This window comes from Salmonella sp. 741265073_HBA (assembly GCF_046569105.1).
GTDB lineage: Bacteria > Pseudomonadota > Gammaproteobacteria > Enterobacterales > Enterobacteriaceae > Salmonella > Salmonella enterica.
Map to the genome: position 1 here is coordinate 165680 of NZ_JBKFRY010000004.1, position 25861 is coordinate 191540.

General features: G+C 48.3%; 22 protein-coding genes, 2 pseudogenes and 1 other annotated feature. Of the genes and pseudogenes, 13 read left to right on the forward strand and 11 right to left on the reverse strand.

Going from position 1 to position 25861, the window contains the following annotated elements:
• Positions 1–19: 19 nt before the first annotated feature.
• The 8 genes from ACLD3P_RS08095 to wzzB all read left to right on the forward strand — a co-directional run bounded on the left by ACLD3P_RS08095 (position 20) and on the right by wzzB (position 10487).
• Positions 20–1081, forward strand: coding sequence for a glycosyltransferase family 4 protein (locus tag ACLD3P_RS08095; RefSeq protein WP_080217606.1), 1062 nt, complete (start codon positions 20–22; stop codon positions 1079–1081).
• Complete coding sequence (gene rfbN / locus ACLD3P_RS08100; protein WP_080217605.1) at positions 1082–2026, forward strand: O antigen biosynthesis rhamnosyltransferase RfbN; 945 nt, start codon at positions 1082–1084, stop codon at positions 2024–2026.
• Positions 2027–3466 carry a mannose-1-phosphate guanylyltransferase/mannose-6-phosphate isomerase gene (locus ACLD3P_RS08105; RefSeq protein WP_131046427.1) on the forward strand — a complete coding sequence of 480 codons (1440 nt, stop codon included), beginning with the start codon at positions 2027–2029 and terminating at the stop codon, positions 3464–3466.
• Positions 3453–4886 carry an O-antigen biosynthesis phosphomannomutase RfbK gene (rfbK, locus tag ACLD3P_RS08110; protein WP_131046426.1) on the forward strand — a complete coding sequence of 478 codons (1434 nt, stop codon included), beginning with the start codon at positions 3453–3455 and terminating at the stop codon, positions 4884–4886. Before ACLD3P_RS08105 ends, rfbK begins: the two co-directional genes overlap by 14 nt.
• A 71-nt stretch (positions 4887–4957) precedes the next feature.
• The gene (locus ACLD3P_RS08115) at positions 4958–6388 is read left to right on the forward strand and encodes an undecaprenyl-phosphate galactose phosphotransferase (RefSeq protein WP_052931851.1); all 1431 of its coding nucleotides are present in this window, start codon (positions 4958–4960) and stop codon (positions 6386–6388) included.
• A 163-nt stretch (positions 6389–6551) separates the two neighbouring features.
• Complete coding sequence (gene gndA, locus ACLD3P_RS08120; protein ID WP_000043532.1) at positions 6552–7958, forward strand: NADP-dependent phosphogluconate dehydrogenase; 1407 nt, start codon at positions 6552–6554, stop codon at positions 7956–7958.
• A 236-nt stretch (positions 7959–8194) separates the two neighbouring features.
• Positions 8195–9361, forward strand: a complete 1167-nt coding sequence (gene ugd, locus ACLD3P_RS08125) for a UDP-glucose 6-dehydrogenase (RefSeq protein WP_000704820.1) — start codon at positions 8195–8197, stop codon at positions 9359–9361.
• 142 nt (positions 9362–9503) lie between these two features.
• A complete protein-coding gene (gene wzzB, locus ACLD3P_RS08130) occupies positions 9504–10487 on the forward strand; it encodes an LPS O-antigen chain length determinant protein WzzB (protein ID WP_000215266.1) in 984 nt (327 codons plus the stop codon).
• Positions 10488–10568: 81 nt separating this feature from the next.
• Here the strand turns inward: wzzB and hisIE are convergent, their stop codons facing one another.
• The 9 genes and pseudogenes from hisIE to hisL all read right to left on the reverse strand — a co-directional run bounded on the left by hisIE (position 10569) and on the right by hisL (position 17901).
• Complete coding sequence (hisIE, locus tag ACLD3P_RS08135) at positions 10569–11180, reverse strand: bifunctional phosphoribosyl-AMP cyclohydrolase/phosphoribosyl-ATP diphosphatase HisIE (RefSeq protein WP_000954847.1); 612 nt, start codon at positions 11178–11180, stop codon at positions 10569–10571.
• A complete protein-coding gene (gene hisF, locus ACLD3P_RS08140) occupies positions 11174–11950 on the reverse strand; it encodes an imidazole glycerol phosphate synthase subunit HisF (RefSeq protein WP_000880125.1) in 777 nt (258 codons plus the stop codon). The genes hisIE and hisF overlap by 7 nt, the downstream gene beginning before the upstream one ends.
• Complete coding sequence (gene hisA / locus ACLD3P_RS08145) at positions 11932–12669, reverse strand: 1-(5-phosphoribosyl)-5-[(5-phosphoribosylamino)methylideneamino]imidazole-4-carboxamide isomerase (protein WP_000586406.1); 738 nt, start codon at positions 12667–12669, stop codon at positions 11932–11934. Before hisA ends, hisF begins: the two co-directional genes overlap by 19 nt.
• On the reverse strand, positions 12669–13259 hold the full coding sequence (gene hisH, locus ACLD3P_RS08150; protein WP_001103591.1) for an imidazole glycerol phosphate synthase subunit HisH: 591 nt from the start codon (positions 13257–13259) through the stop codon (positions 12669–12671). The genes hisA and hisH overlap by 1 nt, the downstream gene beginning before the upstream one ends.
• Positions 13259–14326: a bifunctional histidinol-phosphatase/imidazoleglycerol-phosphate dehydratase HisB gene (hisB, locus tag ACLD3P_RS08155; protein ID WP_131046425.1), complete on the reverse strand. Its 1068-nt coding sequence runs from the start codon at positions 14324–14326 to the stop codon at positions 13259–13261. Before hisB ends, hisH begins: the two co-directional genes overlap by 1 nt.
• Positions 14323–15402 carry a histidinol-phosphate transaminase gene (gene hisC / locus ACLD3P_RS08160; RefSeq protein ID WP_000102717.1) on the reverse strand — a complete coding sequence of 360 codons (1080 nt, stop codon included), beginning with the start codon at positions 15400–15402 and terminating at the stop codon, positions 14323–14325. The genes hisB and hisC overlap by 4 nt, the downstream gene beginning before the upstream one ends.
• Positions 15399–16703: a histidinol dehydrogenase gene (hisD, locus tag ACLD3P_RS08165; RefSeq protein WP_411006698.1), complete on the reverse strand. Its 1305-nt coding sequence runs from the start codon at positions 16701–16703 to the stop codon at positions 15399–15401. The genes hisC and hisD overlap by 4 nt, the downstream gene beginning before the upstream one ends.
• A 102-nt stretch (positions 16704–16805) precedes the next feature.
• Positions 16806–17705 (reverse strand): annotated as a pseudogene (gene hisG / locus ACLD3P_RS08170) (ATP phosphoribosyltransferase).
• 46 nt (positions 17706–17751) lie between these two features.
• Positions 17752–17875: a sequence feature (His leader region), on the reverse strand.
• Positions 17851–17901, reverse strand: coding sequence for a his operon leader peptide (gene hisL / locus ACLD3P_RS08175; RefSeq protein ID WP_001364200.1), 51 nt, complete (start codon positions 17899–17901; stop codon positions 17851–17853). (Overlaps the previous feature by 25 nt.)
• A 162-nt stretch (positions 17902–18063) precedes the next feature.
• Between hisL and ACLD3P_RS08180 the strand changes: the two genes are divergently transcribed.
• The 4 genes from ACLD3P_RS08180 (at position 18064) to plaP (ending at position 21492) form a co-directional block, all read left to right on the forward strand.
• On the forward strand, positions 18064–18888 hold the full coding sequence (locus ACLD3P_RS08180) for an SDR family oxidoreductase (RefSeq protein ID WP_000754712.1): 825 nt from the start codon (positions 18064–18066) through the stop codon (positions 18886–18888).
• A gap of 45 nt (positions 18889–18933) precedes the next feature.
• The gene (locus ACLD3P_RS08185) at positions 18934–19848 is read left to right on the forward strand and encodes a LysR family transcriptional regulator (RefSeq protein WP_000803316.1); all 915 of its coding nucleotides are present in this window, start codon (positions 18934–18936) and stop codon (positions 19846–19848) included.
• Between the two features lie 233 nt (positions 19849–20081).
• Entirely contained in the window at positions 20082–20144 is a 63-nt protein-coding gene (yoeI, locus tag ACLD3P_RS08190; RefSeq protein WP_096335044.1) for a membrane protein YoeI, read from the forward strand.
• Positions 20134–21492 (forward strand): putrescine/proton symporter PlaP, encoded by a 1359-nt coding sequence (gene plaP, locus ACLD3P_RS08195; RefSeq protein WP_001519005.1) that lies wholly within the window; start codon positions 20134–20136, stop codon positions 21490–21492. Before yoeI ends, plaP begins: the two co-directional genes overlap by 11 nt.
• 135 nt (positions 21493–21627) lie before the next feature.
• Here the strand turns inward: plaP and sbcB are convergent, their stop codons facing one another.
• The gene (gene sbcB / locus ACLD3P_RS08200) at positions 21628–23058 is read right to left on the reverse strand and encodes an exodeoxyribonuclease I (RefSeq protein ID WP_131046423.1); all 1431 of its coding nucleotides are present in this window, start codon (positions 23056–23058) and stop codon (positions 21628–21630) included.
• A gap of 159 nt (positions 23059–23217) precedes the next feature.
• Between sbcB and ACLD3P_RS08205 the strand changes: the two are divergent.
• A pseudogene (locus tag ACLD3P_RS08205) lies at positions 23218–23295 on the forward strand (hypothetical protein); the annotation flags it as partial.
• Between the two features lie 128 nt (positions 23296–23423).
• Here ACLD3P_RS08205 and sopA read toward each other — a convergent pair.
• Positions 23424–25772: an SPI-1 type III secretion system effector HECT-type E3 ubiquitin transferase SopA gene (gene sopA / locus ACLD3P_RS08210; protein ID WP_131046422.1), complete on the reverse strand. Its 2349-nt coding sequence runs from the start codon at positions 25770–25772 to the stop codon at positions 23424–23426.
• Positions 25773–25861 lie beyond the last annotated feature (89 nt).

Here is a 25861-nt window from a genome sequence, read left to right on the forward strand (position 1 = left end):
AAAAACGGAGAGCTATTCAATGATCGTAAACCTATCACGTTTAGGTAAAAGTGGTACGGGAATGTGGCAATACTCGATTAAATTTTTAACGGCACTGCGAGAAATAGCTGATGTTGACGCAATAATCTGTAGCAAGGTACACGCTGATTATTTTGAAAAGCTCGGTTATGCAGTAGTTACTGTTCCGAATATTGTTAGCAACACATCAAAAACATCGCGACTTAGACCATTAGTATGGTATGTATATAGTTACTGGCTTGCGCTGAGGGTTTTAATTAAGTTTGGTAATAAAAAATTGGTGTGTACTACGCATCACACTATCCCCTTACTGAGAAACCAAACGATAACCGTACATGATATAAGACCTTTTTATTATCCAGATAGTTTTATTCAGAAAGTGTATTTTCGTTTTTTATTAAAAATGTCCGTTAAGCGATGTAAGCATATTTTAACGGTATCTTATACCGTTAAAGATAGCATTGCTAAAACTTATAATGTAGATAGTGAGAAAATATCAGTAATTTATAACAGCGTTAATAAATCTGATTTTATACAAAAAAAAGAAAAAGAGAATTACTTTTTAGCTGTTGGAGCGAGTTGGCCACATAAAAATATTCATTCATTCATAAAAAATAAAAAAATTTGGTCTGACTCTTATAATTTAATTATTGTATGTGGTCGTACTGACTATGCAATGTCTCTCCAACAAATAGTCGTTGATCTGGAACTAAAAGATAAAGTGACTTTTTTACATGAAGTCTCATTTAATGAATTAAAGATTTTATATTCTAAAGCCTACGCGCTTGTTTATCCATCTATTGATGAGGGTTTTGGCATACCTCCTATTGAAGCGATGGCATCAAATACTCCAGTTATAGTGTCCGATATACCGGTATTTCATGAAGTGTTAACCAATGGTGCATTATATGTGAATCCGGATGATGAAAAAAGTTGGCAGAGTGCAATTAAAAATATAGAGCAGTTGCCTGATGCAATTTCCCGATTTAACAACTATGTCGCACGGTATGACTTTGATAATATGAAGCAGATGGTTGGCAATTGGTTGGCGGAATCAAAATAAATGAAAATAACATTAATTATTCCCACATATAATGCAGGGTCGCTTTGGCCTAATGTTCTGGATGCGATTAAGCAGCAAACTATATATCCGGATAAATTGATTGTTATCGACTCGGGTTCTAAAGATGAAACGGTTCCGTTAGCCTCAGACCTGAAAAATATATCAATATTTAATATTGACTCTAAAGATTTTAATCATGGAGGAACCAGAAATTTAGCAGTTGCAAAAACTCTGGACGCTGATGTTATAATTTTTCTAACGCAAGATGCAATTCTCGCGGATTCGGATGCAATTAAAAATTTGGTTTATTATTTTTCAGATCCATTGATAGCAGCGGTTTGTGGTAGACAACTTCCTCATAAAGATGCTAATCCCCTTGCAGTGCATGCCAGAAATTTTAATTATAGTTCAAAATCTATTGTTAAAAGTAAGGCAGATATAGAAAAATTGGGTATTAAAACTGTATTTATGTCCAATTCTTTTGCTGCCTATCGCCGTTCCGTTTTTGAAGAGTTAAGTGGGTTTCCTGAACATACAATTCTTGCCGAGGATATGTTTATGGCGGCTAAGATGATTCTGGCGGGTTATAAGGTCGCCTACTGCGCTGAAGCGGTGGTAAGACACTCCCATAATTATACCCCGCGAGAAGAGTTTCAACGATATTTTGATACTGGTGTATTTCATGCTTGTTCTCCGTGGATTCAGCGTGACTTTGGCGGAGCCGGTGGTGAGGGTTTCCGCTTCGTAAAATCAGAGATTCAATTCCTGCTTAAAAATGCACCGCTCTGGATTCCAAGAGCTTTATTAACAACTTTTGCTAAATTCCTGGGTTACAAATTAGGCAAGCATTGGCAATCTTTACCGTTGTCTACATGTCGCTATTTTAGCATGTACAAGAGTTATTGGAATAATATCCAGTATTCTTCGTCAAAAGAGATAAAATAAATGTCTGTTCTTCCCGTAATTATGGCTGGCGGCACAGGTAGCCGTTTATGGCCGCTTTCACGCGAATATCATCCGAAGCAGTTTCTAAGCGTTGAAGGTAAACTATCAATGCTGCAAAATACTATAAAGCGATTAGCTTCACTTTCTACAGAAGAACCCGTTGTCATTTGCAATGACAGACACCGTTTCTTAGTCGCTGAACAACTCCGTGAAATTGACAAGTTAGCAAATAATATTATTCTCGAACCGGTAGGCCGTAATACTGCACCAGCGATCGCTCTTGCCGCGTTTTGTGCGCTCCAGAATGCTGATAATGCTGATCCTCTTTTGTTGGTTCTTGCTGCAGATCATGTGATCCAGGATGATATAGCTTTTACGAAAGCTGTCAGACGTGCTGAAGAATATGCCGTAAATGGTAAGCTTGTAACTTTTGGTATTGTTCCAACGCATGCTGAAACGGGTTATGGATATATTCGTCGTGGTGAGTTGATAGGAAATAACGCTTATGCAGTGGCTGAATTTGTGGAGAAACCGGATATCGATACCGCCGGTGACTATTTCAAATCAGGGAAATATTACTGGAATAGCGGTATGTTTTTATTTCGTGCAAGCTCTTATTTAAACGAATTAAAGTACTTATCACCTGAAATTTATAAAGCTTGTGAAAAGGCGGTAGGTCATATAAATCCCGATCTTGATTTTATTCGTATTGATAAAGAAGAGTTTATGTCATGCCCGAGTGATTCTATCGATTATGCAGTTATGGAGCACACACAGCATGCCGTGGTTATACCAATGAGCGCTGGCTGGTCGGATGTGGGATCCTGGTCCTCTCTATGGGATATATCGAATAAAGATCATCAGAGAAATGTTTTAAAAGGAGATATCTTCGCACATGCTTGTAATGATAATTACATTTATTCCGAAGATATGTTTATAAGTGCGATTGGTGTAAGCAATCTTGTCATTGTTCAAACAACAGACGCCTTACTGGTGGCCAATAAAGATACAGTACAAGATGTTAAAAAAATTGTCGATTATTTAAAACGAAATGATAGGAACGAATATAAACAACATCAAGAAGTTTTCCGCCCCTGGGGAAAATATAATGTGATTGATAGCGGCAAAAATTACCTCGTTAGATGTATCACTGTTAAGCCGGGTGAGAAATTTGTGGCGCAGATGCATCACCACCGGACTGAGCATTGGATAGTATTATCCGGGACTGCTCGTGTTACAAAGGGAGAGCAGATTTATATGGTTTCTGAAAATGAATCAACATTTATTCCTCCGGATACTATTCACGCGCTGGAAAATCCTGGAATGATCCCCCTGAAGTTAATTGAGATTCAATCAGGTACCTATCTTGGTGAGGATGATATTATTCGTTTAGAACAACGTTCTGGATTTTCGAAGGAGTGGACTAATGAACGTAGTTAATAATAGCCGTGATGTTATTTATTCATCAGGTATTGTGTTTGGAACGAGTGGGGCTCGCGGTCTTGTAAAAGATTTTACACCTCAGGTATGTGCTGCTTTTACGGTTTCATTTATTGCGGTTATGCAGGAACATTTTTCCTTTGATACAGTAGCATTGGCAATAGATAATCGTCCAAGTAGTTATGGGATGGCTCAGGCGTGTGCTGCTGCATTGGCGGATAAAGGCGTTAACTGTATTTTTTATGGAGTGGTACCAACCCCAGCTTTGGCCTTTCAGTCTATGTCTGACAATATGCCTGCGATAATGGTTACGGGAAGTCATATTCCATTCGAGCGGAACGGCCTCAAGTTTTATCGTCCTGATGGTGAAATCACGAAACATGATGAGGCTGCGATCCTTAGTGTTGAAGATACGTGTAGCCATTTAGAGCTTAAAGAACTCATAGTTTCAGAAATGGCTGCTGTTAATTATATATCTCGTTATACATCTTTATTTTCTACTCCATTCCTGAAAAATAAGCGTATTGGTATTTACGAACATTCAAGCGCTGGGCGTGATCTTTATAAGCCTTTATTTATTGCATTGGGGGCTGAAGTCATTAGCTTGGGTAGAAGCGATAACTTTGTACCTATAGATACAGAGGCTGTAAGCAAAGAGGATCGGGAAAAAGCACGCTCATGGGCTAAAGAGTTCGATTTAGATGCCATATTCTCAACAGATGGGGATGGTGATCGTCCTCTTATTGCTGATGAGGTAGGTGAGTGGTTGAGAGGCGATATATTAGGTCTGTTATGTTCACTTGCATTGGATGCAGAAGCCGTCGCTATTCCTGTTAGTTGTAACAGCATAATTTCTTCTGGCCGCTTTTTTAAACATGTTAAGCTTACAAAAATTGGCTCGCCTTATGTTATCGAAGCTTTTAATGAATTATCGCGGAGTTATAGTCGTATTGTCGGTTTTGAAGCCAATGGCGGTTTTTTATTAGGAAGCGATATCTGTATTAACGAGCAGAATCTTCATGCCTTACCAACTCGTGATGCTGTATTACCAGCAATAATGCTGCTTTACAAAAGTAGGAATACCAGCATTAGCGCTTTAGTCAATGAACTCCCAACTCGTTACACCCATTCTGACAGATTACAGGGGATTACAACTGATAAAAGTCAATCCTTAATTAGTATGGGCAGAGAAAATCTGAGCAACCTCTTAAGTTATATTGGTTTGGAGAATGAAGGTGCAATTTCTACAGATATGACAGATGGTATGCGAATTACTTTACGTGATGGATGTATTGTGCATTTGCGCGCTTCTGGTAATGCACCTGAGTTACGCTGCTATGCAGAAGCTAATTTATTAAATAGAGCTCAGAATCTTGTAAATACAACGCTTGCTAATATTAAAAAACGATGCTTGCTGTAAAAGAATTGAATGTTATTTACTTAATATGCCTATTTTATTTACATTATGCACGGTCAGAGGGTGAGGATTAAATGGATAATATTGATAATAAGTATAATCCACAGCTATGTAAAATTTTTTTGGCTATATCGGATTTGATTTTTTTTAATTTAGCCTTATGGTTTTCATTAGGATGTGTCTATTTTATTTTTGATCAAGTACAGCGATTTATTCCTCAAGACCAATTAGATACAAGAGTTATTACTCATTTTATTTTGTCAGTAGTATGTGTCGGTTGGTTTTGGATTCGTTTGCGACATTATACATACCGCAAGCCATTTTGGTATGAGTTAAAAGAAATTTTTCGTACGATCGTTATTTTTGCTATATTTGATTTGGCTTTGATAGCGTTTACAAAATGGCAGTTTTCACGCTATGTCTGGGTGTTTTGTTGGACTTTTGCCATAATCCTGGTGCCTTTTTTTCGCGCACTTACAAAGCATTTATTGAACAAGCTAGGTATCTGGAAGAAAAAAACTATCATCCTGGGGAGCGGACAGAATGCTCGTGGTGCATATTCTGCGCTGCAAAGTGAGGAGATGATGGGGTTTGATGTTATCGCTTTTTTTGATACGGATGCGTCAGATGCTGAAATAAATATGTTGCCGGTGATAAAGGACACTGAGACTATTTGGGATTTAAATCGTACAGGTGATGTCCATTATATCCTTGCTTATGAATACACCGAGTTGGAGAAAACACATTTTTGGCTACGTGAACTTTCAAAACATCATTGTCGTTCTGTTACTGTAGTCCCCTCTTTTAGAGGATTGCCATTATATAATACTGATATGTCTTTTATCTTTAGCCATGAAGTTATGTTATTAAGGATACAAAATAACTTGGCTAAAAGGTCGTCCCGTTTTCTCAAACGGACATTTGATATTGTTTGTTCAATAATGATTCTTATAATTGCATCACCACTTATGATTTATCTGTGGTATAAAGTTACTCGAGATGGTGGTCCGGCTATTTATGGTCACCAGCGAGTAGGTCGGCATGGAAAACTTTTTCCATGCTACAAATTTCGTTCTATGGTTATGAATTCTCAAGAGGTACTAAAAGAACTTTTGGCTAACGATCCTATTGCCAGGGCTGAATGGGAAAAAGATTTTAAACTGAAAAATGATCCTCGAATCACAGCTGTAGGTCGATTTATACGTAAAACTAGCCTTGATGAGTTGCCACAACTTTTTAATGTACTAAAAGGTGATATGAGCCTGGTTGGACCACGACCTATCGTTTCGGATGAACTGGAGCGTTATTGTGATGATGTTGATTATTATTTGATGGCAAAGCCGGGCATGACAGGTCTATGGCAAGTGAGTGGGCGTAATGATGTTGATTATGACACCCGTGTTTATTTTGATTCCTGGTATGTTAAAAACTGGACGCTTTGGAATGATATTGCCATTCTGTTTAAAACAGCGAAAGTTGTTTTGCGGCGAGATGGTGCGTATTAAGCTTAACGAGAAGTACTGAATAATAATTGTATAAAATAGCCTGCGTAAAATCTGAACGCATCAATCGCTACCTTAATATCATATCTTTGAGTTAACATACTATTCACCTTTAACCTGCCATGACCGTTTGTGGCAGGGTTTCCACACCTGACAGGAGTATGTAATGTCCAAGCAACAGATCGGCGTCGTCGGTATGGCAGTGATGGGGCGCAACCTCGCGCTCAACATCGAAAGCCGTGGTTATACCGTCTCCGTTTTCAACCGCTCCCGTGAAAAGACCGAAGAAGTGATTGCCGAGAATCCCGGCAAAAAGCTGGTGCCTTATTACACGGTGAAAGAGTTTGTTGAATCCCTCGAAACGCCTCGTCGTATCCTGTTAATGGTGAAAGCGGGCGCAGGTACTGATGCAGCTATCGATTCGCTGAAACCGTATCTGGAAAAAGGCGATATCATTATTGATGGCGGTAACACCTTCTTCCAGGACACAATCCGTCGCAATCGTGAGCTGTCTGCGGAAGGTTTTAACTTTATCGGTACCGGTGTTTCCGGTGGTGAAGAGGGCGCGCTGAAAGGGCCATCTATCATGCCTGGCGGTCAGAAAGATGCCTATGAACTGGTGGCGCCGATCCTGACGAAGATTGCTGCTGTGGCGGAAGATGGCGAACCGTGCGTGACCTATATCGGCGCCGATGGTGCGGGTCACTACGTCAAGATGGTCCACAATGGTATTGAATATGGCGATATGCAGCTTATCGCTGAAGCTTACTCCTTGCTGAAAGGCGGCCTGAACCTCAGCAATGAAGAGTTGGCGAACACTTTTACTGAGTGGAATAACGGCGAGCTGAGCAGCTATCTGATCGACATCACTAAAGACATCTTCACTAAAAAAGATGAAGACGGAAACTACCTGGTGGATGTCATTCTTGATGAAGCCGCCAACAAAGGGACCGGTAAATGGACCAGCCAGAGCGCGCTGGATCTGGGTGAACCGCTGTCGCTGATTACCGAATCCGTCTTTGCGCGTTACATCTCTTCGTTGAAAGCGCAACGTGTTGCCGCATCTAAAGTGCTCTCCGGGCCGAAAGCGCAGCCGGCAGGCGACAAAGCGGAATTTATCGAGAAAGTGCGTCGCGCGCTGTATCTTGGCAAGATCGTCTCTTATGCGCAGGGCTTCTCGCAGCTACGCGCCGCGTCTGATGAATATCACTGGGATCTTAACTACGGCGAGATTGCTAAGATTTTCCGTGCGGGCTGTATCATTCGCGCTCAGTTCCTGCAGAAAATCACCGATGCTTACGCAGAAAACGCCGGTATTGCCAATTTGCTGTTAGCGCCTTACTTCAAGAAAATTGCTGATGAGTACCAGCAGGCGCTGCGTGATGTTGTGGCTTACGCGGTGCAGAACGGCATTCCGGTGCCGACATTCTCTGCGGCAGTGGCCTACTATGACAGCTATCGCGCCGCAGTACTGCCAGCTAACTTAATTCAGGCGCAGCGTGACTACTTTGGTGCGCACACCTATAAACGTACTGATAAAGAAGGCATTTTCCATACCGAATGGTTGGAGTAATTTCTGCAAAAATGTTTAAGCCCGGTTTAATACCGGGCTTTTTTTTATCTCTATTCTTATTGATTTATCGCTTTTACTTAATATTAACTTAATAATCTGTGTTTATCGTAATGAAGATAATCTGAATTGTTTTCGTCTGCGTTGCACTTTATATACTCAGGCGTTAAAACTTTAATATCTTATCAGGATGCGAAATACATCATGATTCATAATTAAGTTAATTCTGAGAGCGAATAATGAAAATCACGATATCCGGGACGGGTTATGTTGGCTTGTCTAATGGTTTGCTTATTGCACAACATCATGATGTGGTGGCATTAGACATTGTTCCTTCCCGTGTTGAACTGTTAAATGATCGGATATCTCCGATTGTTGATAAAGAAATTCAGCAATTTTTAAAGGAAGATAACATCAGATTCAGGGCAACGCTGGATAAGTTTGATGCGTACCAGAATGCAGATTACGTCATCATTGCTACGCCTACAGATTACGATCCAAAAACCAACTATTTTGATACGTCCAGTGTGGAATCGGTCATTCAGGATGTGATCAGCTTCAACCCCGCAGCCGTGATGATTATTAAGTCTACGGTGCCGGTTGGCTTCACGGCAGCAATGCGCCAGAAGTTTGCGACAGAAAATATCATTTTCTCTCCGGAGTTTTTACGTGAAGGTAAGGCCCTTTACGATAACCTTTATCCCTCCCGTATCGTGATTGGGGAACAGTCTGAGCGCGCCAGAGAATTTGCCGCATTACTCCAGGAAGGCGCTATTAAACAGGAGATTCCGACGCTGTTTACGGACTCCACTGAAGCGGAAGCCATTAAACTTTTCGCCAATACTTATCTCGCTATGCGAGTCGCTTATTTTAATGAATTAGACAGCTATGCTGAAACGTTAGGGTTAAATACCCGACAAATTATTGAAGGGGTATGCCTCGACCCGCGTATTGGCAATCATTATAATAATCCCTCTTTTGGTTATGGCGGATATTGTTTGCCAAAAGATACCAAACAGTTGCTGGCTAATTATCAGTCGGTGCCTAATAATATTATCTCCGCTATCGTTGAAGCAAACCGTACGCGTAAAGATTTTATTGCCGACGCTATCCTCGCCAGAAAGCCTAAAGTGGTGGGCATTTATCGCCTGATTATGAAGAGTGGCTCCGATAACTTCCGCGCCTCATCGATTCAGGGGATTATGAAACGTATTAAAGCGAAAGGCGTAGAGGTCATTATCTATGAGCCGGTAATGGAAGAAGATACTTTCTTCAACTCTCGCCTTGAGCGTGATTTGCACTGCTTTAAACAGCAGGCGGATGTCATTATTTCCAACAGGATGGCGGCAGATCTTTTGGATGTCGCTGAAAAAGTGTATACCCGCGATCTTTTCGGTAGTGATTAATAAGGCAATCGGGGCTGATGAGTCCCGATGATTTATTGACCAAATGGAAATAATGTCTGATTTTTATCATTAATCCTATGGCATATATTTGCTTTATGACTACACTGTCTCCAGCTTCATCCTTTTTTTAGTTAGGGTATCTATGACAGTGGATAGTAATACGTCTTCCGGGCGTGGGAACGATCCGGAACAGATTGATTTGATTGAGTTATTGCTACAGTTATGGCGTGGGAAGATGACCATTATTGTAGCCGTTGTTATCGCCATTTTGCTGGCCGTAGGCTACCTGATGATAGCCAAAGAAAAATGGACATCCACGGCGATTATTACCCAACCTGATGCCGCGCAGGTTGCCACCTATACCAACGCGCTCAACGTCTTGTATGGCGGGAATGCTCCCAAAATCTCTGAAGTGCAGGCGAATTTTATAAGCCGCTTTAGCTCTGCGTTTTCCGCATTATCGGAAGCGCTGGATAATCAGAAAGAGCGGGAAAAGCTCACCATTGAACAGTCGGTAAAGGGGCAGGCGCTGCCACTCTCGGTTTCTTATGTGAGTACTACCGCTGAAGGGGCGCAGCGTCGGCTGGCGGAATATATCCAACAGGTGGATGAAGAGGTCGCTAAGGAACTGGAAGTTGACCTGAAAGATAACATCACGCTGCAAACCAAAACGTTGCAGGAGTCTCTTGAGACGCAGGAAGTTGTGGCGCAGGAACAAAAAGATCTGCGTATTAAGCAAATCGAAGAAGCGTTGCGCTATGCGGATGAGGCCAAAATCACGCAGCCGCAGATTCAGCAAACCCAGGATGTTACCCAGGACACGATGTTCCTGCTGGGCAGCGATGCGCTGAAATCGATGATACAGAACGAAGCGACGCGTCCACTGGTCTTTTCTCCGGCCTATTACCAGACGAAGCAGACACTGCTGGACATTAAAAATCTGAAAGTGACTGCCGATACGGTGCACGTCTATCGTTATGTGATGAAGCCGACGCTGCCGGTCCGTCGCGATAGCCCGAAAACAGCCATTACCCTCGTGCTGGCTGTGTTGCTGGGTGGGATGATCGGCGCCGGGATTGTGCTAGGGCGCAATGCGCTACGTAGCTATAAGCCAAAAGCCTTGTAAGCTTCTTTGCCGGATGGTGGGTTGGCTTCGAAAGGTAAAATTTCTCACTAAAAAACCGGGCATTGCCCGGTTTTTTTACGCTTATTGATGACGCTTACGAAGATTGTCGATCACGGTGGTGAGGTTGAGATCCTGATCCTGCAACAGCACCAGCAGGTGGTACATCAAATCAGACGCTTCATTGGTCAGCTCAACACGATCGTTAACGGTGGCCGCCAACGCGGTTTCCACACCTTCTTCGCCAACTTTTTGCGCAATACGTTTGGTACCGCTGGCGTACAGTTTCGCCGTGTAGGAGCTGGCCGGATCGGCGGTTTTGCGCTCTGCCAGTAGCTGCTCCAGTTGATACAGGAATAACCATTGATGGCTGGCGTCGCCAAAGCAGCTACTGGTACCTTTGTGGCAGGTCGGCCCGACAGGGTTTGCCAGCACCAGCAGTGTATCGTTGTCGCAATCTGGCGCAATGCTGACGACATTCAGCACATGGCCTGAGGTTTCGCCTTTGGTCCATAAACGCTGTTTCGTGCGTGAGAAGAACGTAACATGGCCGGATTCAATGGTTTTGTCCAGCGCTTGTGGGTTCATATAGCCCAGCATCAATACTTCGCCGGATACCGCATGTTGCACGATGGCTGGCATCAGGCCATCGGTTTTTTCCCAGTCCAGCTCGCGGCGTTGTTGCTCTGTTAACATATCCTGATCTCCACGCCCTGGCCTGCCAGGTACGCTTTTAATTCGCCAATATTGATGATTTGCTTGTGAAAAACGGAGGCGGCAAGCGCGCCGTCGACATCGGCATCACGGAATGCCTCAAGAAAGTGTTCCATCGTGCCCGCGCCGCCGGAGGCGATTAGCGGCACGCGGCAAACGTCACGGACTTTTTTCAACTGCGTCAGATCGTAACCGTTACGCACGCCGTCCTGGTTCATCATATTCAGGACGATTTCCCCCGCGCCGCGCTGTTGTACCTCTTGCACCCAGTCCAGCGTCTCCCACTGCGTCACGCGGGTACGGTTTTCATCGCCGGTATACTGGTTAACATGGTATTTCCCCGTGGCGTCGTCAAACCAGGTATCAATCCCGACGACAATGCACTGTACGCCAAAACGGTCAGCCAGACGGGTAATCAGCGTTGGGTCAGCCAGCGCCGGGGAGTTGATAGAGATCTTATCCGCCCCGAAAGAAAGAATTTTGGCGGCGTCGTCAATTGACCGGATACCGCCCGCTACGCAAAACGGAATGTCGATCACCTCGGCAACGCGCGCCACCCAGCTTTTATCGACTACGCGACCATCGCTGGAGGCGGTAATGTCATAGAACACCAGTTCGTCCGCGCCTTCGTCGGCATAGCGTTTGGCCAGCGGAACGATATCGCCAATGATCTCATGGTTGCGAAACTGTACGCCTTTCACCACCTGACCATCACGAACGTCCAGACACGGAATTATACGTTTTGCCAGCATTGGATGGCCTCCTTAACGGTAAATTTCCCTTCTAACAGCGCGCGCCCGACAATCACGCCGCGCACGCCGGTGCCGCGCAGGGCGGCAATATCATCGATATCGCCAATACCGCCGGAGGATTGAAAGGCGATCTGCGGATATCTGGCGCATACTTCTTCGTACAGCGAAACGTTAGAGCCCGCCAGCGTGCCGTCGCGAGAAATATCGGTACACAGTACATGTTTCAGGCCGACGGGGAGATAGGTCTCCACCAGTTGTTCCAGCGAGACGCCGGAATTTTCCTGCCAGCCGCTAACCGCCACCTGCTTGTTGCCGTGTTCGTCTATGCGAACGTCCAGCGCCAGCACCAGCGCCTGCGCGCCAAAACGTTCAAACCAGCCTTTCACCACGTCAGGGGATTTCACCGCCGTTGAACCGATGACCACACGGGCAACGCCAGCTTTCAGTAATGCCGCAACGTCTTCTTCGGTACGCACGCCGCCGCCGACCTGAACAGGCACGTTCACGCCCGCGACCAGGGTTTTAATCAGCGGTATCTGTCGCTTAGCCGGATCTTTAGCGCCGGTCAGATCTACCAGATGCAGCACCCCGGCGCCCTGGGCGGCGTAATCCTGCAAACGGGGCAGGGGATCGTTACCGTAATCCCGCTGGCGGGCGTAGTCGCCCTGATGGAGACGCACCACGGTGCCGTCAATTAAATCTAATGCCGGAATAATCATTACATCTCCAGGAAGTTTTTCAGCAACTGAGCGCCCGCCGCGCCAGAACGTTCCGGGTGGAACTGTACGCCGAAGAAATTATCTTTCTGTACCGCCGCGGTGAATGGCTCGCCGTAATTGCACTGGGCGATAGTCCACGGGTTGACCGGCATCGCGTAGCTGTGCACAAAGTAAAAATAGGCGCCATCTTCAATGCCCTGAAACAGTCGGTTGCCCGCCTGCGGATACACGCGATTCCAGCCCATGTGCGGCAGCGGCAGACCAAAGTCGGTCATTTTCGGCACGTCTTGCTCGATAATGTTCAGCAGATCCACGCCGCGCGTCTCTTCGCTGCGACGACCCAGCAGTTGCATCCCTAAGCAGATACCCAGTACCGGCTGAGTACACGCTTTAATTAAGTCGATCAGTTCACGTTCGCGCAGTTGATCCATAGCGGCCTGCGCCGTGCCGACGCCGGGCAGAAAGAGTTTGTCAGCGCGTAATACGATTTCCGCTTCGCGGCTGACCACCGGGGTGTAACCGTGGCGCGCCACGGCGGATTTTACCGAGCTTAAATTGGCGCAGCCGGTGTCAAGGATGACGACGTTCATCACAGCACTCCTTTCGAGGACGGTAATGTATCGCCCTCCACGCGAATAGCCTGGCGTAGCGTTCGACCAAAGGCTTTAAACAAACTTTCGACACGGTGGTGATCGTTCTTACCCTTAGTCTTGAGATGCAGAGTGACGCCCATCGTGTAAGAGAGTGAGCGGAAAAAGTGTTCAATCATCTCTGTGCTCAAATCGCCCACACGCTGGTAGGTAAATTCAGCTTTATATTCCAGATGCGGACGACCGGAAATATCCAGCGCGCAGCGCGCCAGACATTCATCCATCGGCAGTACAAAGCCAAAACGGCAGATACCGCGTTTGTCGCCGAGTGCCAGTTTTAACGCCTCACCGAGCGCCAGCCCGGTATCTTCTACCGTGTGGTGATCGTCGATATAGAGATCGCCCTTAACGGTAATCTCCATGCGAAAGCCGCCGTGGGTGGCGATTTGATCGAGCATATGGTCAAAGAAGCCGACGCCGGTATTAATCTTGCTGTTGCCTTCGCGATCCAGCCAGACGCTGACATCAATCTGTGTCTCTTTGGTGTTGCGGACCACATGCGCATAGCGATCGCGTTTCGTTAGCTGTTCGCCAATCATCGTCCAGTTCAGCGTTTCACGGTGATAGCGTAAACCAGTAATGCCCATATTATCAGCGAGCTGGATATCGGTTGCACGATCGCCAATCACATAACTGTTGGCGCTATCCATCGCTTGTTCCGCAAGATAACGCTCCACCAGCTTCACTTTGGGCTTACGGCAGTTGCAGTCGTCTGCGGGCAGGTGAGGGCAGATCAGCACCTCATCAAAGCGTACGCCCTGTGAGGTGAAAATCTGCATCATCAGGTTGTGCGGTCCGTCGAAGTCCGCCTGCGGGAAGCTTTGCGTGCCAAGTCCATCCTGGTTAGTGATCATCACCAGCTTAAAACCGGCTTTTTGCAGTTTCAGCAATACGGGAATCACCTCTGGCTCAAAGGCCAGTTTATCAAAGCGGTCTACCTGAAAATCGCTCGGCGGTTCGGAAATCAAGGTTCCGTCCCGGTCAATGAAAAGATACTTCTGACTCATACTGGCTCCGCACGTAAGGCGTCAATGACGCGCTGGTTTTCCTGGCGGGTGCCGACCGTAATCCGCAGGCAGCCGCTTAAAGAAGGTTGTTTATTCTGATCGCGTAAGATAATGCCCTGATCCCATAAGGATTTAAACACGCTGCTGGAGGCAGTAAACCGCGCCAGAATATAGTTGGTTTCAGAGTCAAAGACGTGTTCTACGCAGGCGGTCTGTTGCAGGGCATTCACCAGATACTGACGTTCCTGCACTGTCTGCGCCACGCGATCGCGCATTGCGTTTATTCCCTGCGGACTCAGCGCCTGGGCGGCGATATCCGCCACTGGCGTAGAAAGCGGATAAGGGGCGATCACTTTTAACAGCAGGTTGATCACCTCTTCATTAGCCAGCGTAAAGCCGCAGCGCAGACCCGCCAGCGCAAAAGCTTTCGACAATGTGCGCAGGATAACCAGATGAGGATATTCAACCAGCCAGCCTGTCAGCGTGGCCTGTGGGCAAAACTCAATATAAGCTTCGTCGGCGACGACTATCGCTTTACCGCGTGTCAACTCCAGCAGCGTGCGCAGATCCTGCGGGTTGATAAGTTGCCCGGTGGGGTTATTGGGGCTACAAACGAATACCACTTTTGTTCCGTCAAGGTTGTCGGAAATCCCCTGTAGATCCAGCTGCCAGTTTTCAAGCGCGGGAACCGTCCGGCGCTCTACGCCAAGGGTTTCGGCGCTGACGCTGTACATACCGTAAGTGGGCGGACAGTAGAGAATGGCGTCTTTCCCCGGTTCGCAGAAGGCGCGGATCACCAGTTCGATCCCTTCATCCGCGCCGCGGCTGACCAGCACCTGCTCCGGCTTTACGCCAGCATATTGCGCGTAGTTTTCAATCACGGCCTTTGGCTGGCATTCCGGGTAGCGGTTAAGCGTTTGTTGGGTGAGCTGAAACTCCACCGCTGTCGGGAATTCATTCGCGTTTAGCCAGACATCGCCGTTACCGCCCAGACGGCGGGCGGACTGATACGGTACCAGGTTGCGGACATTTTCACGGGCTAAGTCAGCGACGCTGAGAGTGTTTTCAGTGCTCATGCTTGCTCCTTGAGGGCGTTTACGCGCAGGGTCACGGCATTTTTATGGGCGGTCAGACGTTCTGCCGCCGCCAATGTTTCAATGGTTGATGCCAGAGCGGAAAAGCCCTCTTTCGACAGTTCCTGAACGGTCATCCGTTTCTGGAAATCCGCTAACCCAAGGCTGGAACAGGTAGCAGTATAGCCATAGGTCGGTAAAACATGGTTGGTTCCGGAAGCGTAATCACCGGCGGATTCCGGCGACCAGTCGCCGAGAAATACCGAGCCTGCGCTGGTAATCGCATCCACCAAATCGCGCGCATTGCGCGTCTGGATAATTAAGTGTTCCGGCCCATACTGATTAGAGATGGCGACGCACTGCGCTAAATCTTTGGTCACAATTAGACGACTGGCGCTCAGGGCCTGCCGGGCGGTGTCCGCGCGCGGCAGCTCCGCCAGTTGACGTTCTACCGCCTCCGCCACCTTGCGGGCAATGTCAGCATCAGGCGTCAGCAGAATCACCTGGGAATCCGGACCGTGCTCAGCCTGGGAGAGCAGGTCAGAAGCGACGAAATCCGGTGTTGCGCCGCTGTCGGCGATCACCAGTACTTCAGACGGCCCGGCAGGCATATCGATAGCCGCGCCGTCGAGGCGCTGGCTGACCTGACGCTTGGCTTCGGTTACAAAGGCGTTGCCGGGGCCAAAAATTTTATCCACTTTCGGTACGGACTCGCTGCCGAAGGCCAGAGCGGCAATCGCCTGCGCGCCGCCGACGTTAAAGATTTCCTGCACGCCACACAGTTGCGCCGCATAGAGGATTTCATCAGCGATGGGCGGCGGCGAGCACAGAACCACGTTCTGGCATCCCGCAATGCGCGCCGGCGTCGCCAGCATCAGCACCGTTGAGAAGAGCGGAGCCGAGCCGCCGGGAATATACAGACCGACAGACGTGACAGGACGCGTAACCTGCTGGCAACGCACGCCTGGCTGGGTTTCCACATCTACAGGCGGTAGCGTCTGCGCGGAATGGAACGTTTCAATATTTTTGACGGCAGCGGTCATCGCCTGTTTTAATTCGTCGCTCAGACGCGCGCCGGCGGCGGCGATCTCTTCAGGGGTGACGCGTAGCGCTGTCACTTCTGTTTTATCAAATTTAGCGCTGTATTCACGCAGGGCATCGTCACCGCGCGTTTTTACATTATCCAGAATATCGCTGACCGTCCGGGTAATACTGTCAGAGGCGGAAATCGCCGGACGCGTCAGCAGCGCACGCTGCTGTTCAGGGCTACAGCTGTTCCAGTCAATCAGGGTATTGAAGCTCATGGTCTTTACTCCATCACAGGGTTCCGCCTTATCCGGCCTACAGAACCCAAAATATCAACGCATTACGTAGGCCTGATAAGCGCAGCGCCATCAGGCGTCAGATCACTCCATCATCTTCTCGATCGGCAGTACCAGAATCGAGCTGGCGCCAAGCGCTTTCAGTTTCTCCATGGTTTCCCAGAACAACGTTTCGCTGCTGACCATGTGCATCGCCACGCGCTGTTGCTCGCCTGCCAGCGGCAGAATTGTCGGCCTTTCGGCGCCTGGCAGCAGGGCGATAACCTCTTCCAGGCGTTCACTTGGCGCGTGCATCATGATGTATTTCGATTCGCGCGCCTGAATCACGCCCTGAATACGGGTCAGCAATTTATCGATCAGCTCTTGCTTGCTCTGTGCCATCTCACCGTCGCGCTGAATCAGACAGGCTTTAGAGCGGTAGATAACTTCGACTTCACGCAGGCCGTTAGCTTCAAGCGTCGCGCCGGTAGAGACCAAATCGCAGATAGCGTCGGCCAGCCCCGCGCGCGGCGCGACTTCGACAGAACCATTTAACAGACACGATTTAAAAGAGACGCCTTTCTGATCGAGGTAGCGTTTGAGGAGGTGCGGATAAGAGGTGGCGATACGTTTACCGTCCAGCGCCGCCGGGCCGTCCCAGGCTTCGTCAACCGGCGTTGCCAGCGATAAACGGCAGCCGCCGAAGTCAAGACGGCGCAGGGTAAAATAGCGCGGATCTTCGCCCTGCGCGCGGCGGTTGAGTAGCTCTTCTTCCAGCACGTTCTCGCCGATAATGCCGAGATCGACCACGCCATCCATCACCAGACCCGGAATGTCATCATCACGCACGCGCAGGATATCAATCGGCATGTTTTCCGCCATCGCAATCAGGCGCTGAGTGTGTCAATTAATTTTTATGCCGCAGCGGGCCAGCAATTCTCGTGAATCATCGCTTAAACGGCCTGATTTCTGAATAGCTATGCGTAAGCGGGTGTTGTCTAACATTCTGCGTTCCTCTTTATCCTGTCTGAACCGGTCTGTATCGCGCGCCAAAAAAAAGCCCCCGGAAGATGATCTTCCGGGGGCTTTCTCATGCGTTCATGCACCACTGGAAGATCTGAATGTCTTCCAGCACACATCGCCTGAAAGACTAGTCAGGATGATGGTGATGATGGTGGTGTTTAAATTGAACGCGTGTCATAAAAATTCCGATGAATGCTTATTCATTTGATACCTTTTAACCTAAACCACTTTTACGCCTTAAAGCAAGCGCTTTTTTCATTTCGCATTTATAGTATGAATTGTCAGTCACGGCGGGCTGGCGTAGCCTTATGTATAAGGCGTTAAAGTCAGGAGAAAATGGATGAAAAAGGTCGCAATTGTCGGTTTAGGTTGGTTAGGCATGCCGCTGGCAATGTCGCTGGCAGCGAGAGGCTGGCAGGTTACCGGCAGCAAAACCACCCTTGACGGGGTGGAAGCGGCCCGTATGAGTGGAATTGAAAGCTATCCGCTGCGTCTGGAGCCGGAGCTGGTCTGTGAGGCGGACGATCTTGACGCTCTGCTGGATGTCGATGCGCTGGTGATAACACTGCCCGCGCGCCGTAGCGGTCCGGGAGAGGATTTTTATCTGCAGGCGATGCAGGAGCTGGTCGACAGCGCGCTGGCTTATCGTATCCCGCGTATTATTTTTACCAGTTCGACGTCTGTTTACGGCGATGCGCAAGGCGTGGTGAAAGAGAATACGCCGCGTAATCCGGTCACGGCCAGCGGGCGTACCCTGAAGGAACTGGAAGATTGGCTGCATAATCTGCCGGGCACGTCAGTGGATATTCTGCGGCTGGCGGGGTTGGTCGGGCCTGGGCGCCATCCCGGACGTTTCTTTGCTGGAAAAACCGCGCCGGATGGTCAACACGGGGTCAATCTGGTGCATCTTGAAGACGTGGTTGGCGCAATTACCCTCTTGCTACAGGCGCCAAAAGGAGGGCACATCTATAATATATGTGCGCCGGCGCATCCAGCCCGCAACGTGTTTTATCCGCAAATGACGCGTTTGCTGGGAATGGCGCCGCCGCATTTTCGTGACGCACCGGACAACGGCAAAGGGAAGATTATCGACGGTAGCCGGATTTGTAATGAGCTGGGATTTGAATATCAATATCCCGATCCGCTGGTGATGCCGATGGAGTGAGTCGCTGTCCAGCAGGTGGTCGCCATATAGCGCAAGGGGACGAGTATGAAACCACTGCTGGACGTTCTGATTATTCTTGATGCGTTAGAAAAAGAAGGCAGCTTCGCGGCGGCGTCGGCAAAATTATTTAAAACGCCGTCCGCCCTCAGTTATACCGTTCATAAGCTGGAAAACGATCTTAATATCCAACTGCTCGACCGTAGCGGGCACCGCGCGCGATTTACGCGAACCGGTAAGATGCTACTGGAAAAAGGCCGTGAAGTGCTGCACACCGTTCGCGAGCTGGAAAAGCAGGCGATTAAACTGCATGAAGGCTGGGAGAACGAACTGGTCATCGGTGTGGATGATACCTTTCCCTTTTCTCTTCTGGCCCCGCTTATCGACGCTTTTTATCAACGCCACAGCGTGACGCGCCTTAAATTTGTTAATGGCGTTCTCGGCGGTTCATGGGAGACGCTGACGCAGGGAAGGGCGGATATCATCGTTGGCGCCATGCGCGCGCCGCCGCCTGACACCGGCTTTGGCTTTGCAAGACTGGGCGATCTTGAACTGGTGTTTGCTGTCGCTCCGCATCATCCGCTGGTTCATGAAGAGGAACCGCTTAGCCGCCAGACGATCAAACGTTTTCGCGCGATTGTGGTTGGCGATAGCGTCCATTCCTCGCGATCAATAGGGTCTGAACTGCTCGACGCTCAGGAAGCGATTACCGTGTTTGATTTTAAAACCAAGCTGGAGCTGCAAATTAGCGGCCTGGGATGCGGCTATTTACCGCGTTATCTGGCGCAGCGATTTTTGGAAAGCGGCGCCCTTATAGAGAAGAAAGTTGTAGCGCAAATCGTCTATGAACCGGTGTGGGTTGGCTGGAATGAACAGACCGCCGGGCTGGCCAGCGGCTGGTGGCGGGATGAAATTTTAGCAAATAATGCTATTGCTGGGGTGTATGCAAAATCGCCGGTTTAAAAATCAATCGCTTATGAAAAATAATTTTTTGAACGCGCTCGCATTCTCTTGTCATTTCACTTCAATTTAGGGCAGAATACGCCGCTTGCAAAAAATGACACTAACCGACGTTTTAATACGCGTCGGTTATTTTTTTGCTTCAAACACATCATTCAATACCAAGAGGCCGGGCTTCGTACCGGATAGATACTTACTTAAAAATCGACAGTTGTTGTCGCTGAGGAATCCAGAAAATGGGGCAATTTTTTGCTTACGCGACGGCATTCGCCGTAAAGGAGAATGACCATGTCGCATAACGTTACTCCAAACACCTCTCGCGTGGAATTACGTAAAACGCTTACGTTAGTTCCGGTTGTAATGATGGGTCTTGCCTATATGCAGCCGATGACGCTGTTCGATACATTTGGTATCGTTTCAGGCCTCACTGACGGTCACGTACCGACGGCGTATGCATTCGCGTTAATCGCGATTCTGTTTACGGCGTTGAGCTACGGGAAACTGGTGCGTCGCTACCCTTCCGCGGGTTCGGCGTACACCTATGCCCAGAAATCCATCAGCCCGACCGTTGGCTTTATGGTGGGTTGGTCTTCTCTGCTCGATTATCTGTTCGCGCCGATGATCAACATTCTGTTGGCGAAAATTTATTTTGAAGCGCTGGTGCCCTCCATTCCGTCATGGGTGTTTGTCGTGGCGCTGGTGGCCTTTATGACGGCCTTTAACCTGCGCAGCCTCAAATCGGTCGCTAACTTCAACACCGTGATTGTAGTGCTACAGGTGGTGCTGATTGCGGTCATTCTGGGCATGGTGGTTTATGGCGTATTTGAAGGCGAAGGCGCCGGTACGCTGGCGAGCACCCGTCCGTTCTGGTCCGGCGATGCGCACGTTATCCCGATGATTACGGGAGCGACGATCCTGTGCTTCTCCTTTACCGGCTTTGACGGCATCAGTAACCTGTCGGAAGAGACCAAAGATGCTGAACGCGTGATCCCGCGTGCGATTTTCCTGACCGCGCTGATTGGCGGCCTGATCTTCATCTTTGCAACCTATTTCCTGCAATTGTACTTCCCGGATATCTCTCGCTTTAAAGATCCGGATGCGTCTCAGCCGGAAATCATGCTGTACGTGGCGGGTAAAACCTTCCAGGTGGGCGCGCTGATCTTCTCTACTATCACCGTGCTCGCTTCCGGTATGGCGGCGCATGCAGGCGTAGCGCGCCTGATGTACGTAATGGGGCGCGACGGCGTATTCCCGAAAAGCTTCTTCGGTTACGTTCATCCGAAATGGCGTACGCCAGCGATGAACATCATCCTGGTCGGGGCGATCGCGCTGCTGGCGATTAATTTTGACCTGGTGATGGCGACGGCGCTGATTAACTTTGGTGCGCTGGTCGCGTTTACCTTTGTTAACCTGTCGGTGATTTCGCAGTTCTGGATCCGTGAGAAGCGTAATAAAACGTTGAAAGATCACTTCCAGTATCTGTTCCTGCCGATGTGCGGCGCGCTCACGGTTGGTGCGTTGTGGGTTAACCTGGAAGAGAGCTCAATGGTACTGGGCCTGATCTGGGCGGGTATCGGGCTGATTTATCTGGCGTGCGTAACTAAAAGCTTCCGCAACCCGGTTCCACAGTACGAAGACGTCGCGTAATCGCGCGTATTATCGGCAATAGTAAAACCGGAGGCAGTGCCTCCGGTTTTTTGTCTGTCATCCAGCACGTTTGCCGGATGGCGGCGTCACTCTTTATCCGCTCTGGATTAACAATGCTCGTCAGGCATTGGTCAATTACACAATCTCGGTTGCGTACTGCCACAGTGATTTCAGCAACCCCAGCTTCGTTTTATCTTCCGCATACTGCTGAGAAAGCATCTGCAATTCATTGGCATACTGTTGTAAAAACTCCGGCGTCAGCACCTGACGTCGATGCTCCAGCCAGCGCTGCTGCTCTGCGTCATCCAGCGTACCGGGAAAATTGCGTGCGCGGTAATTAAACAGCAGCTTCTCAATGCGCTTATCGACAAAGGTAATATCCAGCGCGGGCAGGTTACGCGGCTCGGTTTCGAGTACGATTTTCATGGCTGCGCGATCGGCATCGCTGAAAAAACCATCATAAAGCTGGGCATCAACGTTATCCGAGGTGGCAAAAGGTTCGGCTTCGGCAAAAATCGCCACCACTTTGTCGCGGACCTGCGGGTTTTCACGCAACACTTTCAGGTTATCCAGGCAGTGCTGGCGGTTAATTCCCAGCCGGTCGGCATCCTCCGGGCGCAAGGTATTCGCCTGCGCCAGTACCGGACATTTATTGATATGCACCAGCTTTACCGGCACTGCGACGTGATCGCCAAGATCGGCTTTGGCCGTATAAAGCCGCTCGCGAAGGGTGTCGCTGTCCAGCTCAAGAAGAGGAGAAATATCGCCTGCTAAATCGACCATGATCACCGCGTTACGGTTTTCAGGATGCCACGCCAGCGGCGCGACCCAGCTTGTATTACCGCGCCACGCGCCAAACATGCCGGAGACATGCACCAGCGGCTTCATTTGCGGAACGTCAATCAGCGCCGCCAGTTTATGTTTACTGCGGTGACTATAAAGATAATCAAACAGCCGCGGCTGGCGTGTTTTCACCAGTTGCGCCATCGCAATAGTGGCGTAGACATCCGCCATCGCATCATGCGCGTTGCTGTGTTCGATCCCGTTCGCCTGGGTTAAATGTTCCAGACGAAAGCTGGGCAGGCCGTCGTCGTTTTCCGGCCAGTTAATTCCCTCCGGGCGCAGCGCATAACAGGCGCGCATGACATCCAATAGATCCCAACGTGAATTATCATGCTGCCAGCTCCAGGCGTAGGGATCGTAAAAGTTGCGATAAAAAATATTGCGAGTGACTTCATCATCAAAGCGCACATTGTTGTAGCCTACAACGCAGGTTTTAGGAACGGTAAACAGCGCATGAATGCGTCTGGCGAAAGCGGCTTCGTTTTCTCCTTTCTCACGCGCTTCCTGCGGCGTGATGCCGGTAATCAGCACCGCGCCGGGCTGCGGTAGATAATCATCGGCGGGTTTGCAGTAAAACACCTCCGGCTCGCCAATAACGTTGAAGTCGTTATCCGTACGGAGCGCGGCGAATTGCGCAGGTCTGTCGAGGGCCGGATGCGTACCGAAGGTTTCGTAATCGTGGAAGAGGAATGTGCTCTGTATGCTGTCGTTTTTAACTGTCACTTGATGTACACGCCTGATGTTATCTGTATATGAAATATTTTATTCTTTTATTTTGTCGTTGATGGATTGTATTTGTACACCAATTGATATTGTTGCTAATGTTCGTACATGCGATGGTGAGTACATAAACATTAAAATCATTGAGTACAAAATACTAAAATGATCATCAGCGACACTAAGCTACGCTCCCTCTATGGTAAACCATATTTCGGTCCATCTGAAATTACTGATTCTGATTTAGTACTGTATGGAATTTAGGCCAGGGTCAATCTGGCCGGGATCTCAAAAATGCATGGACTAAAACGGGTCTATTTACAGAGGGACACAACGCTGTGTCCCTTAATTCCATGCGGGTTGAGGCTGGACTACGCCCAGGCCAGTGGTAGGATGGATGACAGAACACTCGGGAAATATTTTCTGGCATGACGTTGCATACTATCCGCCACAACGCTGGTACAGGTAAAGGCGCCATGGAGGCCGTGAAAACGGTCGGACCACTCGGTAAATTGTTCGCTGGATGGGAATATCGCCGGAGACAGCTCCCAGGCTTTCTGCATCAGCGCCTCCGCATAGCCTCTCAGGGCCGGCGGAGAGTCATGCTCAGTGCCGAAAATGGCGCTGGAGGAATAGCGTGCGAATGCGGTACTGAGACAGAACAGGGTTTCCGCCTGCTTCTGTGGGGTGGCGTCCGTCAGGTGATAAGCACTGAGGATGTGCTGGTAGTGTGCCGGGCTGAGTTTGCCTTCAGGAAGCAAGGGGTCAAAAATGGTGGCCAGACGCGACACTGAGGCATCATCAATCAACTTCACGGTGGAGTGTTTCTGGTTCGTGGCGGCAATAAACTGCTGGTTCAGCTCCCCGTGATCTTCAGTGCTGAAGATGATATCAATCAGCTCCCCAAAGCGTCGCTGCGTGGCCTGCTGATTAAATGCGGCGAGAAACACCGGAAAGTCATGACGGAATAACTCTACCGGAGAGATTTGCGCGGTGGAAACGTTCTCTCCGGCTCGCAGCAGGTAAAAGTTGTCCCATGCAGTGTCAGGAGTAGGGTTTAGCATTGTTAACAGCGTGTCAGTGGAGAGCATCATCGCCGTGTCTGAATCCTGGGAGGAAAGCAGCAGGAAATTATCTGCAGCGCGGGTTGTCCAGTCCGGGCTGCCGTCATAATTGCCGAAGAGCCCATTATGGATGTGGGGAGACACCGCCGGGTGAGCAAGATACTGTTCATAAAGCGCTGCAGCTTTCTGGCGGGTGCCATCAGTGCAGTCCACGCCTGTCATACAGTGTAAAATCACCTGATTAAAGAGTCCGCTGTGAGTAGTCATGGCGGCGCTGTTCCTGTCAAACGAATCCAGCAACACAGGCAGTATGCGCTGCTGATAATATGTGTCAGGAGCCGGCAGGGGAACGTCATTATAGGTCTGGCACTGGTGGGCAAAAAAACGTTCCTGAACAGGCCCGAGCCACTCGCTGATAAGCGCACTTTGCGTATAGGGGGGGTGGGCCAGTACGCTTACCAGCGAACTTTCAACTGGCCGGATACATGCCTCTGTTAAGCGGCCACCCCGCAATGACTTCACCAGGTCTTCCATTGCCCGGACTTTTTCCTGACTGTATTTATCGGGCAGGCTGTCAATGGTCATCAGAATACTTTTACCATTATTGTGCTCATGATTTAAAAATCCATCCACAGCGTTCTCACTCCAAAGGAGTGGCATTTGCAGCCAGATATCACCTAGACGAATAAAATTTCCGCCCCCTGACACTGACGGAGGTGATGAATTATCCGGTTCATTTAAAATAACGCCAGAGAGGTTGGCTTTGTGACGTATAAACGTATTTTTTAATGTTGTATTAATAAAAGAGGGCTGTTGTCGTGTAGTAATTGAATACTGTAAAGTCAGTTCATTCATGTCTGAATTACTAAATTTTGTATTACTGCAGACTACATCACTCAGTGTCGAATAAGTGAATCGGCATTCGTCAAAATGTAAATGAGATATATCAGAATAAGTAAATTTTGAATTTGAAAAGTTGAACCCCTTAATAATATCGCCGTCTCGCTCCATGAAGCTGGTGGGCAATATTTTGCTGAATGTAATATTACGGAAATCTGCGTTTGAAAAATCGCGATCTGCGGCCGTAAGGGTTTCTCCGGCTTTCTGTCGTAAAAGTGCATCCGTGAGTTTCTTAGCCCATTCGGCAGGTGATGACGGGGAAGACGTAGCCTGAAGTGAGAGGGAGGGTGATACTGGTGGTGTTCTACCTTCAGAAACAGTGGGCCTGTTATTGGCTGATACAGAGACTCCACCGGGGAGTGGGGCCGCACCTGTCACTCTGTAATTATAATCACATGTTTGATTTGCAATATGCTTACGCATGAATGCTGCATTCATTTTTGAGACATCTTCTGCTGAAATATTTTTCTTACCTGCATTATTTGTATCTTTAATATTTTTAACAGTAATCAATGTTTTGTTTAAGGTGTTTTTATCTTTCGGCTGAAAGAAGTCTTTTATTTTTTGTGGTAACGCGAACTCAATCGATGAGCTCTTTCCTGTTTTAAGTTTTTCATTTAAAGAAGCATGCGTGTTTTTAACACTGGTTATTTTTGAGGCGAACCCGTTTTTCGTATGTTCACGAATAGAGGTAATTAATTTTTTAACCTGGTTAGGAATAGTAGAAAAATTAATTGCGCCTGATGATATCTTCATTAGAATTCCTTATCAACATCATTATGGAAAAACGGTCTGGATTTTTAACGCCTTAAAAGTAAGCTTCATATGTCGGTATGGCGATGGAG